The sequence below is a fragment of the Microcoleus sp. FACHB-68 genome, assembly GCF_014695715.1.
In the GTDB taxonomy this organism is placed as follows: domain Bacteria; phylum Cyanobacteriota; class Cyanobacteriia; order Cyanobacteriales; family Oscillatoriaceae; genus FACHB-68.
Map to the genome: position 1 here is coordinate 158,155 of NZ_JACJOT010000017.1, position 14,560 is coordinate 172,714.

Genomic DNA, 14,560 nt, shown 5'->3' on the forward strand with positions numbered 1-14,560 from the left:
GGTTTTCGTGGTCTTACTTATCTTTAAGTTAATCGTTAATAATCTAGGAATTCGCCGTTTATTATTTAGAAAATTTTTATTGATAAAACTTTTTTTAAAGTTTCTTTAGTTGCTGGGTTATGCCGGCATCCTCTTTTTACCTGATATTTGCTGAATAGAATCAGGCACTTTGAGTTTTTCAACCTAGACAAAACACTTTGAAAAAATCTCAGGCAAGTTTGGATAGTCACTAGGCAAACTTGCCTGTTCCGGAAAGAGATTTTTTATTGCACTCGTTAATTAATCGAGTTAATTAATCGAGATTGTCAACAGCTTTGTCTACGGCTTGCTTGGTATTAGAAACGTCTTCGCTGACTTTAGATTTAACACCACTAGCAGCCTTATCTACAGCTTGCTTTGTATTAGAAACGTCTTCACTGACTTTGGACTTAACCTTACCGGCAGTCTCGCTGGCTGCATCTTTGCTTCCATCAAGGGCATCTTGAGTATTTTCTTTTAAATTCTCCGTACCCTTTTGAGTTCTGTCGGCGAAACTTTCGGCATTACGCTGAACCCTATTGACCACCTTATCAGCGCCTTCTTTCACATTCTCGGCTGCTTCTGGCGCATCATTAACGGCACGTTTGATTGCTTCTGCGGGATTGCCGGTTCTGTTCTTTATGTTCTGCTGAGCATTGTCCACCAAACCTTTGGCTTTGGCGTCGGCTGCGGTGGGATCTCTTCTGGGATCGGTATCGCGGTAATCATTCATACCGCCTTTGTATTCGTTCCCCATCACCTGATCAGGAACTTCTTCCCTGATTTTGTCGGCAGTGTTGCCACTGTCGCCAAAGCCGAAGATCCCAGCATTAGCCGCAGGCATCGTAACAAATACCATCAAGCCGGCTAGAAAAACACTTAAAATGTGGCTCAGTCGCAGGCTTTTCACGAATGCAATCACTTTCTTCATAGACATACTCCGTGGTTGAGGTTGATCGAATCAAACCGCCTTAGAATCTTTTCTTTCGCGGTATTATGTAGTAACTTTGTACTAATTTTGTGGTAAAAGCGCTTTCGGTCTCTTACACCTCTCAAGCATAATGTTATAAGTGTGTTTGCTGCCTCTATCGAAAGTCACATTCTTGCCGGCGACTCGATTTAGCTTTGGTGTGACGCTAAAAAACACTTAAGATGCACAGGGCAGTTTTCGCCCAAATTCAGCTTGGGGATCAACCCATAAAGCAGACTAAACCTCTAACATCGGCACGTTCGTTTTCTCATGCCAGATTACGCGCCTACCAAAAATAGGACTAGAAACAACCAAAAGTAAAGAAACCCGTTCTGTAAAAAAACGGGTTCCTCACATTCATTTCCGATTACTGAGATGAAGAGACAAGATGATTGCTTATCTTGCCGGTGATTTATATTCCTTGGGTGCTGCTTTGGCTGGCGTGCTGGAATTACCAGTCAAATTCTCGATAGCGCTCATTACCGGCGATTTGGGTTGCATTTCCGCGCCGCTTGCCGATTCTTCAACACCTTCTGTGATGAATTGAGAGGCATCTTTAAACGTTGCACCGACTCTTTCTAAAATTTTGGCATCTGGATCAGTGCGGTTAAATACTGGTTGAGGCTTTGCAGGAATCTGAGGGGCTTCTAGGAGCGATTGATCTCCGCCCAGTTCCTTGTCGAATTTATCGGTTTCAAGGGGTCCAGAGCCAGGGTAGAGTAACCTTGAGGCATTACTCTCACCGTTGCTGACAGCGATCAGTCGATCCGAAGGTTGCGGCAGATCGGCCCGATCACGCTCAGATTTGACTGGAGTATTCACTTTCGGGTCAGTGGACATCTTGTAGTTGCTGGAATTATCTCCACCACCCACGTGTGGGTTGTTTTGGCCTCCAGCTTGAACCGGCGGATTGATTGGACGTGCGCCTGTCGCGTCCCCGGCATTACAAGCGGTGCTAGTCAGCAGTAGCACCCCTGCTAAAAATGCGGTCAAAATTTGAACGACCCGCAGTTTTTTTAAAAAAGCAGTTAACTTTTTCACGAATTACTTCCCATTTGCTTTCAACAATTGTCAACAAGTTTATAGATAAGAGGGCAACCATTTCCTCTAGCCCAAGTCACATTTTGACTACCAGTTATTATTAAGGTTGTCTAACCTTAGAGAGATTTAAATAAATAACCAAGTTCATCAATAAAATTGCGTTGTGCCTGAAGCTTTATACTATGTTTGATTTTGATTTGGGATTTTAAATTAAAAAGTTCCCTCTATAAATAAAGACTTTCGCTGTTTGTTAAATCTGCAAACTTTTCGCAAAATACTATAGCATTGTTTCTCATGCAACTACATAATATAAAGATATAAAGAGATAAATAGATGAGGAGATTAATGGAATTGTATTTGCAACCGGCTACCAAGGAAAAAGGTTAAGTTTAAAAGATGAGTTTGCTTATTTTTAACTCAGCATCAACAAAAGAGTGTGTCTTGACACCGGCATCGCACAGATTGCTTTTAAAAGTAAATGCCGGTGAGCTTTTGGCTATGAAGCGTTTCGCTTGGTGCCAGTGGAATTCCCATTCACTTCTAGCCGAAGGTTGAGCTATTCCAGCCCCACATCGAACCCTTGGCATCCGCAAATTCAATGTAGATGCGATTAGACGGCACACCGAGGGTTTGGTTGATCTCTTGGCAAAAATCCTGGCTCATAGACTTGGTTTGAGCTGGGTTCATGCTGCCAACACTTTTAATTTCGATATAACAAACAGGCTCAACAGTGCCGGCAAATGTCATCGCCACATCCGGTTCAAAAGCAGTCATTACATAAGATTCTGGTTTGCCGGTATGCTTAGCCAACTTAGCAGAAAGGCTTTTGAGCAATCCCTGCACCGCAGACTTTTCTGGGGCGGAAATGGAAGTTTGAACTTTGATTAAAGGCATAATATTTTCGCACTCAGGGATTAGTAAGGGCGAGTGTAATTAACCCGCCCACACAACAGACAGCTAACCAAAGACTAATTGCAAACGCGCATCTGGCAGATAGCAGTTGAGACTTCGCAATTAGCCACCATATTGCCAGCCGGTGCTTTCGAGTAAGAGCGGTTCGCCCTCCCGGTGGATGCCGGCACCAACTACTTCACCGACATAAACGGTGTGATCGCCATGTTCCACCGATCCCACAACTCTGCACTCTACATAACCGAGGGAGTCTGAGATGATGGGGCAGCCGGTTTCTTCTCCCGGATAAAATTCCACATCCTCAAACTTGTTGCCTACCCGGCGCTGTGGCTTAAAGAATTTTTGAGCGACTTCTTTTTGTCCCGCCTCCAAAAAGCTGAGCGCAAAGACTCCACTCGCCTTAATCATGGCGTGAGATTTAGAATCCTGCTTCACACAATTCACAACCAGCGGGGGTTGAAAAGAAGCTTGCATCACCCAACTGGCGGTGAAGCCGTTAACATCTTCGCCATCCTTAACGCCGCACACATAGAGTCCGTGGGGAATCTTGCGTAGAATTGTTTTTTTCGCTTGTTCGTCCAGCAAAGGTCTACACGCCGATACTACACCGCTCAGTGTATCAATCTGGTGCCGGCAAACTCAAGTCCACTTCAAGCCTGATGGGAACGATCCGCTTGCCCTCACCTGAGTGACACCGGCAGGTATGTTCCCCTCAAACCGCCCAAACACGGGCTGCCGGTTCCAACTTAGCGTCTTTCCCTGCCAAACAGCCCTTTGACTGCATCCATAAAATTTTCTTCCTTATAATCCTTAAACTCACCCGCATCAAACCAGATGCCATAGCACACCGGGCATTTTTCATACCAAATGTGAGGCTGGTTAAGTTCCACCATCTTCGTCATTTTTGTGCGACATTTTGGGCAATTGATATCGCCGACTTCATTAAACTTACTGCCAGTTTCTGGCTGGCCAACATCCAACGTTTCCGAGCCTTCTATTTCTTTTAGCGTTTGGGCTTCAAGAGAATCAAACCAAATTCCTTTACACTCGACACACCGCTCCACTTCAATATTTGCATAAACAACTTGTTCTAAGTCTCCTTGACATTTGGGGCAGTTTAACTCGTTCATTTTTTTGTCCTTTAAATTACAATTATCTGGATTTCATGCAGATGGCGATAGTTTATCAGTTCGGATGCTAGCCGGTCGAAATAGGTGGGCGTGTTCTGGATTGTAAAGACGAGAACGCGCTGTTTCTGCTGTTTCTGCCGTTGCTAATGCCGGACTGATGACATAAAGTGTGGTGCGAATCAAGTCTTCCTGCTGGGTGAGCGCTGCCATTTGGTGCAGGGGAACCTGGAAAATTTTCTCATCCGGCCAACCCAGCCGGTAACAAATGGCCACCGGCATCTCGGCGGGGTAATGCTCCATTAATTTCTGCTGGGCGTCTTCGACATGGCGGGCGCTGAGATAAAGGCATAAGCTAGCTTTATGCGCTGCGAGTGAGGCTAATTCCTCAGATTCTGGGACGCCGGTGCGACCGGCAATGCGAGTTAGAATAATCGTCTGCACCAGTCCCGGCACTGTTAGCTCAACTTTTAGCTTGGCTGCTGCTGCTTGAAAAGCGCTAATTCCAGGGATGACTTCAAAAGGAATACCGGCTTCTGCTAAGGCTTGCATTTGCTCATGCACAGCACCGTAAAGGCAAGGATCGCCAGAATGGAGTCTCACGACAGACTGCTGCGCTTGCACCCGCGAAATCATCACCGGCAGAATTTCTTCTAGGGTTTTATTGGCGGTTCGGATAATTTCCGCATCAGCACGGACGCCCTGCAAAATTTGTTTGGGCACCAAAGAATCGGCAAACAAAATAACATCGGCCTCAGCCAATATTTTCTGAGCTTTCACCGTCAGTAAATCGGGATCGCCAGGGCCGGCACCCACAATATAAACTGCCGGTGCCAAGGAAACTTTTGAACCTGTGACTTCGTTAGAATTTTGAATCTTCAAGAGTTTGGGATTTGGAATGAGGATATGGCTGGGTTTAAGGCGAGTGAGACTAAAAACATTTTTCCGGTTAGCGCCCGTTCAGATTTCTAAGTTTCGAGACCCGCACCAGAAGATAGATTACTGGATCGTGGTTCTTCGCTGACACCTCTAGAGCGTCCTCCGAAACAAATGCCGGGAACCCGCTAGCACCCTAGCCACGGCACAAAACGGTAGCCACAGTCTCAACAGCTTTAAGCCCAGCCCTTTAAATTCAGCAGTTTCAGAGCCGGTAAACTTCTAGCACTTAGTATTTTTTGCTGAGCGCTCAACATTTAACATGAAGTTAATCTCACTGGACGGGAACTGGAAGTGAACTTTGAAATTCTTCACAAATAGAGACCCTGTGATAGTATCTGGATGGTTTAAGGCGGCTAATGGCTGCCGAAAGGCTAAAGCTTTGTGGTGGAGGAGGAGAATCCAGGAGTGCAAGATCGCATGTCAGTGGGATGTTCAAACGCTTATGTACCGCGAAATCAACCCGAACCCATCCGCATTGGGGTGATTGGGGTTGGGAACATGGGACAGCATCACACCCGCGTTCTTAGCTTGTTGAAAGACGTAGAGCTAGTGGGTGTGGCCGACATTAGTGTAGAGCGGGGTCTAGACACTGCCAGTAAATATCGGATTCGCTTTTTTGAAGATTATCGTGACCTCCTCCCCCATGTGGAGGCCGTTTGTATTGCTGTTCCAACAAGACTACATCATGCGGTAGGCATGACTTGTCTCCATGCCGGTGTCCATGTCTTGATTGAAAAGCCGATTGCTGCCAGCATTACTGAGGCTGAATCTCTGGTCAATGCTGCCGCTGAATCAGGTTGCATTCTACAAGTGGGGCATATTGAACGCTTTAACCCAGCCTTCCAAGAACTCAGCAAGGTACTAAAGACAGAAGAATTGCTGGCTTTAGAAGCTCATCGCATGAGTCCTTATTCTCACCGGGCTAACGATGTGTCTGTTGTCTTGGATCTGATGATTCATGACATTGACCTGCTCTTAGAGCTTGCAGAGGCTCCTGTGGTTAAGCTAACGGCTAGTGGCAGTCGCGCTTCTGGCTCTGGATATTTAGATTATGTGACCGCAACCCTTGGCTTTGCGAATGGGATTGTGGCCACGCTGACGGCGAGCAAAGTGACTCACCGAAAACTGCGGCGAATTGTGGCTCATTGTAAGAATTCGCTGACGGAGGCGGATTTTCTCAATAATGAAATCTTGATTCACCGGCAAACAACTGCCAACTACATGACGGACTATGGCCAAGTGCTTTACCGGCAGGATGGTCTGATTGAAAAGGTCTATACCAGCAATATTGAGCCGCTTCATGCAGAGCTAGAGCATTTTGTCAACTGCGTCAGGGGGGGAAATCAACCTTCTGTCGGCGGGCAGCAAGCTCTCAAAGCTTTGCGTTTAGCTAGTGTGATTGAGCAAATGGCCCTAGATGGTAAGGTGTGGTACTCCTCAGATTCGGATCGGGGTTCCTTGCATCCTTCCACCGTTACGGTTATGTGATGAAATCGGCTAGAAGGGAAGAATGGCTAGTGGCTTGGGGCATTAATCCTGGGCTTCTAGCTGTTTTTGCTGCAATAGCCGGCTCAGTTCCTTGCTGATCAGTTCACTGACTTTTTGGTTGCCGGTGGGACTGAGGTGAATGTGATCTCGGTAGAGGGTTTCTGGCTGCGGGGCTGCATTGAAAATCGGTAGAAAATCAATGTAAGTGACTTGCTCGTTTTGAGTAAAGTCCGTGAGACGCAGACGCGCCTTTTTTTCGTAATCCAACGAACCGGGCTGTCCAATTTCACGCAATAAAGGAGTCATGGCCAGTAAAAATTGGCCTTTATTTTTATTGACAATTTCCTTAACTTGTTGTATTGCTTCCAAGTTGCGACCGGCCCGATCGCCGGTTTCTGCCTGCACGGCTTGTAATTCCGGGGATACCGGCGGGGAAGGCAACACATAGCGGCTCAATACTTCCACCAAGGCTAAAGGAGGTTGCCGGCTCGGATAGTTGCGATCTTGGCCCACCGGCAGCGAAGTCGGTGCGGTGGCAAACAAATCATCGGTATTAATCAGCAACACGACAGCCTGAGCGTCAAACGTGCCAAACCGTTGTAAATAAGCCAATTCATTTCTCGGTCCCCAAGAATTGGCAGAAGCATTGAGGACTTCAACTGCTCCCTCTCCCCCTTCTAACTCACGAGCAATCATCGCGGAAATCGTCTCCTCCCGATCCGTCCACCAGCCGCCATTTGCCACAGAATCTCCCAGCAGTAACACCCGCAAGGTAGAAGCCGGTCGAGTTGGCGATACCGGCGCACTTCGCATGGAATACTGATTAATTTCAATTCGGTTGCCAAACCGGCGAGTGCGCTGGTTCGGCGCTAAAAGATAGCCAATTCGCTCATCTGGAATATAAATCAGGGGCTGGCCAAAACCAAATAGCAGGCGCAGGCTCACCTCTAATAGCGTCAAAAGGCCAAGGCCGATGGCCAAAATGAGCAGCGCAATTTTCATTTCATATCCGCTGAGACAATTAATTAAAAAAAGAAAAATATTCTAAGTGCCGGCTATAGGAAAATTGCTCACGGCGAATTAATCGGGTGACAACCAAATCAGACCAGAGGCTAAATACTTAACAGAGCAAGCTGGAAAATTACCAACTTTGGTGCCGGCAAATTCTGTATCAAACTGGTTATAGGGTGCCCGCTCTCAGTTATAGTACAGTACAGGAGACTTGCTCTAAGCTCTATAGCAGAGATGAACGGCAAGCGTGAATCTCATTGCCTGTATTTAGAAGTGTATGTGGTTGACTCAATTTACTGCCGAGTCCGAATCGTAAAATTGTGGACTTAAATCAGATATTCAAAACACCAAATCCAATTATTGGGGTGGTACATTTATTGCCGCTACCGACATCTCCCCGGTGGGGTGGCAGCCTTAGAGCTGTGATTGATCGAGCGGAACAAGAAGCGACAGCCTTGGCTTCCGGTGGCGTTAACGCCTTGATCGTGGAAAATTTTTTCGACGCGCCGTTTACCAGTGGGCGAGTCGATCCGGCTGTGGTTAGTGCGATGACACTGATCATTGGGCATCTGATGAATTTGGTGACGCTGCCGGTGGGGATCAATGTCTTACGCAACGACGCCCATAGCGCCTTGGCCATTGCCTCCAATGTCGGAGCCAAATTTATCCGCGTCAACGTCTTAACCGGCGTCATGGCCACAGATCAAGGGTTAATCGAAGGGCAAGCCCATCAACTCCTGCGCTACCGGCGGGAATTGGGCAGTGATGTCAAAATACTGGCAGATGTACTGGTCAAGCACGCTCGGCCTTTGGGTTCCCCCAATCTCACCACAGCCGTGCAAGAGACAATACAACGGGGTTTAGCCGATGGCGTGATACTCTCTGGTTGGGCAACCGGCAGTCCCCCCAATTTAGAAGACCTAGAATTGGCCACAGCAGCCGCGAATGGCACGCCGGTGTTCATTGGCAGTGGGGCCAATTGGGAAAATATCCCCACCCTGATGCAAGCAGCAGACGGCGTAATTGTCTCCAGTTCCCTGAAGCGACATGGACGCATCGAACAACCCATCGATCCGATTCGGGTTAGCCAATTTGTGGAAGCCACGCGCCGTAGCGTCTCGGAAAAGCCAGCCCCCAAACCCGTTTCCTCGTTTACCGTTCATTAGCGCCCAGGAACCAATCAAACACAAACGACAAACGACGCACTAAAATCTAAACTCTAAATCTAAACTCTAAAGTTGACATGATTCGCCGACGTTCTACCCCCTGGATTCATCGCTGGTCGCGTGTCCTGATCGCGGCGATAGCAGCTGCCGGTGCTTTAGAAACGGCCTTTCTCACAGTCGTCAAATTGACCGGCAATGTTAGTGCAGTCTGCCCTACAAGCGGCTGTAACCAGGTACTCAACAGCCCTTACGCTCAAGTTTTTGGCATACCTTTGACGCTGTTAGGTTTTTTGGCCTATACCGCTATGGCGGTGATGGCGGCTGCCCCTTTGGCCTTCAATCCCGCCAATCAGAAGGAACTGCGATCTAAGCTGGAAAACCTGACTTGGCCATTGCTATTTGCCGGTGGCATTGCAATGGTAATTTTCAGCGGCTACTTAATGTATCTGCTGATTTTTGTCATTAAAGAATTCTGTTTCTATTGCCTCGCCTCGGCTTTATTTTCACTCGCACTATTTGTGCTGGCCCTAATAGGGCGGGAATGGGAAGATATTGGTCAAATCGTTTTCACCGGCATCATCGTTGGGATGGTGACGCTGATTGGAACCTTGGGGATATACGCGAACGCCAACTCACCTGTGGCAACGGACTCTGCTGTTAATTCGTCAGGTTCCGGACAAGCCGGCCCACCCGTTACGACCACCTCTGGTGAAGCAGAAATTGCTTTAGCACGTCATCTTACCCAAGTCGGGGCCAAGGAATACGGGGCTTATTGGTGTCCACACTGCCACGATCAAAAGCAACTGTTTGGCAAAGAAGCATTTGCGCTGGCGGACTACGTTGAATGTGACCCCGAAGGCCGCAATGCTCGCGCTCAAATGTGCATAGACGCAAAAATTCAAGGCTACCCAACTTGGGAAATTAACGGCAAATTTTATCAGGGCGTCCAATCCCTAGAGAAATTAGCCGATCTCTCCGGTTACAACGGCCCGCGTAACTTTAAGAACACCATCGCCACCCCCACAGTGCCTTAAAAGTCACTCAAGCTACAAAATTCTAGAATGGAAGCTGAAGTGCAGCTAATATTCTTTTGAGGAAGTAGAAGTTACTATGGCTAACCTAAGTACCACACAAGCAATCGAAGAACTAGCGGCTGAGATTGGCGAGAACGTTTACATGGATATCGCCAAGTGGCACCTCCATTTACGTGAAGCTCATCTTCACACCGTTCTCGCTGAACGTCTTTACCCGCTGCTGAGTGGTAGAACTATCGACGAAGACCAGGTTCTACCCATCCTGCAAAATATCCCTGTGAAATTAGGGGGTGGCAAACGGGAAGTTTCTCTGTTGGATTTGCTGCCAATGCAATCTCAAGTTCAGCTGATGGATATCTTAGAAGAGTATCAGCGCAAGATTAGCTAAGTCTGATGACGAAAATGGCAGGGCTATGCGGTTCGACCTCTGGCTGAGGCTGATTAACCGACAAGCTAAAACCTTGAGGCTAAAACAAAAGCCGCCTTGAATTTGAAAATCAATCAGACAACTCTTAGGGCAAGTTCAGTGTTCTGTCCGCAGATCAATCTGAGCCACTGAGCTTGCCTTATATCATTTATATGCTATTTTGTCAAGGGCTTGATGAGATCGCAACCGGCGACTACTGTGATCGCAAGGGACTTTTGCCCAGACAAGGAGCCAAAATGTATGGCAAAAAAGAAAAGACTGCCAATCACCGGCAAAGGCTTCGGTGCCGGCACTCAACAACTCATGGCCGGCTTAGTCAAAGCCGAAAGCTTGATTCGCCAGAAAAATTGGCTCCAAGCGTTGGAAATCTTAGAAGCTTTGGAAAAGCGCTATCCCAACGAGCCAGACGTGCTGATTAGCCAAGTGAATCTCTACCTCGAAATTGGTGACATCAAGCACTATCAGCACACTTGCGAGCGCCTGCTTAAAATTGACCCAAATAATGCCAATGCCACCCTAGGGTTAGCCGGCTCCTATCTGGCCAATCTTCGCCCCCTGTTGGCCATCAGAACCTTTCGCCGGTTTGTTGAGCGGTGGCCAAACGACCAGCGCGTTGCCGATGTCAACCAGACCATTGCGGAACTGGAACCCAAAATTACTGGAATGGTTGCAGAAATGGGGTTAACCGGCGAAGAGGCTATAGAACTGGCAACTATACATGAACAAGCTCAATGCTGCTTAGAACTGGGGAAATATTTGGAATGCCGGCAGCTCGAAGAACAAATATTAGAACGCCGGCCCGATTTCACTTCTGCGCTCAACAACATCAGCCAAGCCTACGTGATGGAAGGCCAAATCGAGCCAGCGATTACCACCAGCCAGCGCGTCCTTGAAATCGATCCCAAAAACTATCACGCCCTCTCCAACCTCAGCCGTTACCTGTGCCTGAGTGGCCGGCTTGAGGAAGCCAAACAGCAAGCTGAGCAACTTAAATCCCTTGAATCTGATGCCGCAGATATTTGGGTAAAAAAAGCAGAAGCCTTCAGTTTCCTGGGCGACGATCAAAGCGTTCTTGATGCCTTCGTCGGCGCTGAAAAAACCGGCAGCCTGGAACCTGCCGTCTCTAGTCCCTTCCTTTATCATCTGGCAGCCGTTGCCCACCTACGGCAGGGAAACCAAGATCGCGCCCGTAAATACTGGCAGCAAGCGCTCAAAATCAACGCCGGATTTGAATTAGCCCAAGCCAACCTCAACGATCTCAACCAGCCGGTGAGTCAGCGCCATTGTCCCTGGCCGTTTCCTTTGGCCAACTGGGTCAGCCAGCACGCGATTAACGAACTCCTTGAACAAGTGAGGTTCGGGTTTCGTGAGGATGATGAAGAAGCCGCCACACAGACAACCCAACGCTATCTGCAACAGCATCCAGAGATGGTGAGCCTAGTGCCGATGCTGCTGGATCGGGGCGATCCCCCAGGACGCGAGTTTGCCCTGCGCCTTGCGAAAATGGCCAAGACGCCGGAAATGCTGGAAGCGCTCAAAGATTTTGCCTTGAGTAATCGCGGGCCTGATGAAAGCCGGCATGAAGCGTCAATCGTTGTTTCAAGCGCCGGTCTTCTTTCTGCGGCTGAGCCGGTGCGGATGTGGATGCGAGGCAAATGGCAAGAACTAATACTTTTTGGCTTTGAAATTGATACTGAGCCGGTGGGAACGCACGATCCCCAGGTTATGAAGTGGCTGGCTGCTGCAATTGAAGCTTTAAAACAGCAAAACCCTGATGAGGCCGAGCGCCTGCTCCAACAATGCCTGGAAATTGAACCCGACGATCCCTCGCTGTTAAATAATTTGGCGACTGCCTACGAACAGCAGAAGCGCAAAAAAGAAGCGTACGCACTGACGCACCAAATTTACGAGCGCTATCCAGATTATTTGTTCGCTCGTCTCTCTATTGCCTCACAGCATTTAGCCACGGGAGACATTGAGGCTGCTGAAGAATTACTGAACCCGTTGCTGTCCCGCCGGCGCTTTCATGTCAGCGAATTTGCCGCCTTTTGTATGGTTCAGATGGAACTTTCTGTGGCTAAAGGCTCTCCAGAGGCAGCACGTTCGTGGCTGGGAATGTTTGAGCAGACTTATCCAGAGCACCCAGCAATCGCTTCTTGGAAAAAGCGGTTAAGCCCACCCAGCCGGCAGCTAGGGACTAAGGGCTAGGGATTAGGGGCTAGGGATTAGCTCTGTCTCCTTCGCCCTTTTTCCTTAGCTCTCTAAAATCTACGCCAAATAGTATTCCGAAATTTAAACTGTTACATTAGATATTCTGAACAATTAAAAATCCCTGAAACATAGATGCATTAAGGGTTTTAGCGTAAATTTACTAAAAGATGATATTTTGATTATTACAATCAATAAATTAATTTTGCTAGGAATTATTTAATAAATTTATGCTAGTCGAGCATCTTGCTCAACCCTATACTGTTCATACAGATTAGGTTCCAAATCTAGATGCAGCAATGATCCCAGCAACTAAGGCCCTCTACCCTGACATTGAGCTAAGCCGGCCACGCCAGTTCTTATGACAATTTGGCGAGTAGAACAAGGGATTTGCTGATATCTTAATATTTTGTTACAAAAGAGCAAGAACTACTGGAAACGAGAAACCTCATGTTTGGGACTCTCATTGGTCAAACAACCCCCCCTGGCACGGATTGGGGAGAGCGTATGCTCAACACCGTCGCCAGCCAATCCATTCGCCACCTGTTCAGTCAGAGTGAGTCCGTGGAGGTGGTTGTGCGCTGCCATCCCTCCAGCAAACTCTTACAAGGCAGTATAGATAGCTTCAAAATGAGCGGTCGGGGTCTGGTCATTCGCCGGGATTTTCCGGTTGAAGAAATGGTATTTGAAACCGACGCTGTTTCCATTGACTTTAGCTCTATTCTTAGCGGCCAAATTCGCCTCAAACAACCCACCCAAGCCATCGCCGACGTTATTCTCTCCGAAGACGGCATTAACCAGGCTTTTAAAGCTGAGCTAGTGAAAAAGCGGCTGCAAAACCTCGATCTGCCGGCATTAAACGAATTGAGCGGTGGCGCACCCGTTTCTTTTTCCGAGGTGCAAGTGCAGCTGCTGCCTGAAAACCGCCTTCGCATCTTCGCCAAGGCAGATTTAGGAGATCACGGGATCGTGCCCGTCGCCCTGACGGTAACATTAGGCATTGAGCGCCGGCGTCGGATTCTGTTTCAAAATCCCGAAATCGAGCTTGATGCTGTACCGGAATCGCTGCAAGAAACCTCTAAAACCCTGGCAATTGCTTTGGGACAGATTTTGGATAATATGGTCGATCTTGATCGCTTTGATCTCGATGGCGTGACAATGCGGCTCAATCGTCTGGAAACCCAAGGCAAACAGCTAATTTTCAGCGGCTACGCTCAAATCGACCACTTCCCGCAGACTAAATAATTGCATCTAGATTTTAGATAGTCGTTTGCTAGGGTTCAAATTGCTGTTGACCCTTAGCAAACGACTTTTAATTAATCAAAATTAAAAATCTAAAATCTAAAATAAGGTGCAAAATTGGTAAATTTAGATCCGCGAGAAATCTGTTCGCTGCCGGCGGGATTGTGATGTTGCCACTGCTGGGACGGATTTTTCTGGCAGCACTGGAACTTGATTGCCCCTCTCCAGAGGATTTTCGCTTGGCGTTAGAGAGCGCGTCTCAGGCAGAGTTGCTGGTGATGCGCCGGTTTAATACCGTATTTGATACGATTATTGCGGTTTCGCCGTTGCTGGGTTTATTGGGAACTGTTTTAGGATTAATTCAATCTTTCAGTGCTTTACGCGTGGGTGATGTTGGGGGTAGCGATAGTGTTGGCGTTACTGCCGGCATTAGTGAGGCTCTGATTTCTACGGCTGCTGGATTAATTGTTGCTATTTTTACACTTTTATTTGCCAATCTGTTTCGGAGTTTCTATCGGACGCTGCGGGCTTTGATTCAGAAGTATGGGGGAAAGTTAGAGTTACTTTACCGGAGCCAATATCAAAGCTTGTAAGTGATCAATTATAGAATTATCTATAATTTTTGATATTTAAAACCCTAAATTTCTGTTGCCGGCAGCAAACGTTATGCTGATTAGCATCTCATACCAATTTCAGAAAAGAAGGCGATAGATGGGTAATTTGGGGAGAGCAACCTGAATCTCAACACTGATAAGAATTTGAGTTACCTGCCTTCTGTGCTAAAGAGCGCACACTCTAGCAAGGCATGGGATCACTTAACCGTACAGCAACTTTTTATACCAAATCCATCTCAGTAACCCCTTTTTCCAGCTCTGTTCATTTGACTTTTTGGAAAGAGAAATCAAAAGCACTGTTTAATGAATTCTTCCCCTCACAACTGAGGAAGGGGTAATCAGGACTTAACCTCACTCTCCTGT

Annotated in this window: 14 protein-coding genes; 7 read left to right on the forward strand and 7 right to left on the reverse strand. The window is 47.5% G+C overall.

Annotated features, from left to right (window positions below; translation table 11 throughout):
* Positions 1 to 292: 292 nt before the first annotated feature.
* The 6 genes from H6F73_RS23050 to cobM form a co-directional block, all read right to left on the reverse strand.
* Entirely contained in the window at positions 293 to 949 is a 657-nt protein-coding gene (locus H6F73_RS23050) for a DUF6658 family protein (protein WP_190761101.1), read from the reverse strand.
* Positions 950 to 1,384: 435 nt separating this feature from the next.
* The gene (locus H6F73_RS23055) at positions 1,385 to 2,029 is read right to left on the reverse strand and encodes a DUF6658 family protein (RefSeq protein ID WP_190761102.1); all 645 of its coding nucleotides are present in this window, start codon (positions 2,027 to 2,029) and stop codon (positions 1,385 to 1,387) included.
* 540 nt (positions 2,030 to 2,569) lie between these two features.
* Positions 2,570 to 2,923: a phenylpyruvate tautomerase MIF-related protein gene (locus H6F73_RS23060; RefSeq protein WP_190665669.1), complete on the reverse strand. Its 354-nt coding sequence runs from the start codon at positions 2,921 to 2,923 to the stop codon at positions 2,570 to 2,572.
* A gap of 120 nt (positions 2,924 to 3,043) precedes the next feature.
* Positions 3,044 to 3,526, reverse strand: a complete 483-nt coding sequence (locus H6F73_RS23065; RefSeq protein ID WP_190761103.1) for a flavin reductase family protein — start codon at positions 3,524 to 3,526, stop codon at positions 3,044 to 3,046.
* 161 nt (positions 3,527 to 3,687) lie between these two features.
* Positions 3,688 to 4,071 carry a zf-TFIIB domain-containing protein gene (locus H6F73_RS23070; protein WP_190761104.1) on the reverse strand — a complete coding sequence of 128 codons (384 nt, stop codon included), beginning with the start codon at positions 4,069 to 4,071 and terminating at the stop codon, positions 3,688 to 3,690.
* A gap of 33 nt (positions 4,072 to 4,104) precedes the next feature.
* Entirely contained in the window at positions 4,105 to 4,950 is an 846-nt protein-coding gene (cobM, locus tag H6F73_RS23075; RefSeq protein ID WP_199330744.1) for a precorrin-4 C(11)-methyltransferase, read from the reverse strand.
* Between the two features lie 474 nt (positions 4,951 to 5,424).
* On the opposite strand from cobM, the gene H6F73_RS23080 reads away from it, so the two are divergent.
* On the forward strand, positions 5,425 to 6,495 hold the full coding sequence (locus H6F73_RS23080) for a Gfo/Idh/MocA family oxidoreductase (RefSeq protein WP_190761246.1): 1,071 nt from the start codon (positions 5,425 to 5,427) through the stop codon (positions 6,493 to 6,495).
* Positions 6,496 to 6,537: 42 nt separating this feature from the next.
* Here the strand turns inward: H6F73_RS23080 and H6F73_RS23085 are convergent, their stop codons facing one another.
* Entirely contained in the window at positions 6,538 to 7,497 is a 960-nt protein-coding gene (locus H6F73_RS23085; protein ID WP_190761105.1) for an SGNH/GDSL hydrolase family protein, read from the reverse strand.
* 329 nt (positions 7,498 to 7,826) lie between these two features.
* On the opposite strand from H6F73_RS23085, the gene btpA reads away from it, so the two are divergent.
* The 6 genes from btpA (at position 7,827) to H6F73_RS23115 (ending at position 14,176) form a co-directional block, all read left to right on the forward strand.
* Positions 7,827 to 8,672, forward strand: a complete 846-nt coding sequence (gene btpA / locus H6F73_RS23090; RefSeq protein WP_190761106.1) for a photosystem I biogenesis protein BtpA — start codon at positions 7,827 to 7,829, stop codon at positions 8,670 to 8,672.
* A 77-nt stretch (positions 8,673 to 8,749) separates the two neighbouring features.
* Positions 8,750 to 9,706, forward strand: a complete 957-nt coding sequence (locus tag H6F73_RS23095; protein ID WP_190761107.1) for a vitamin K epoxide reductase family protein — start codon at positions 8,750 to 8,752, stop codon at positions 9,704 to 9,706.
* 76 nt (positions 9,707 to 9,782) lie between these two features.
* Positions 9,783 to 10,094 carry a DUF3181 family protein gene (locus H6F73_RS23100; RefSeq protein ID WP_190665663.1) on the forward strand — a complete coding sequence of 104 codons (312 nt, stop codon included), beginning with the start codon at positions 9,783 to 9,785 and terminating at the stop codon, positions 10,092 to 10,094.
* Between the two features lie 279 nt (positions 10,095 to 10,373).
* The gene (locus H6F73_RS23105; protein ID WP_190761108.1) at positions 10,374 to 12,341 is read left to right on the forward strand and encodes a tetratricopeptide repeat protein; all 1,968 of its coding nucleotides are present in this window, start codon (positions 10,374 to 10,376) and stop codon (positions 12,339 to 12,341) included.
* A gap of 450 nt (positions 12,342 to 12,791) precedes the next feature.
* A complete protein-coding gene (locus tag H6F73_RS23110) occupies positions 12,792 to 13,586 on the forward strand; it encodes a DUF2993 domain-containing protein (protein WP_190761109.1) in 795 nt (264 codons plus the stop codon).
* A 164-nt stretch (positions 13,587 to 13,750) separates the two neighbouring features.
* The gene (locus H6F73_RS23115; RefSeq protein ID WP_190761110.1) at positions 13,751 to 14,176 is read left to right on the forward strand and encodes a MotA/TolQ/ExbB proton channel family protein; all 426 of its coding nucleotides are present in this window, start codon (positions 13,751 to 13,753) and stop codon (positions 14,174 to 14,176) included.
* The last annotated feature ends 384 nt before the right edge of the window (positions 14,177 to 14,560 follow it).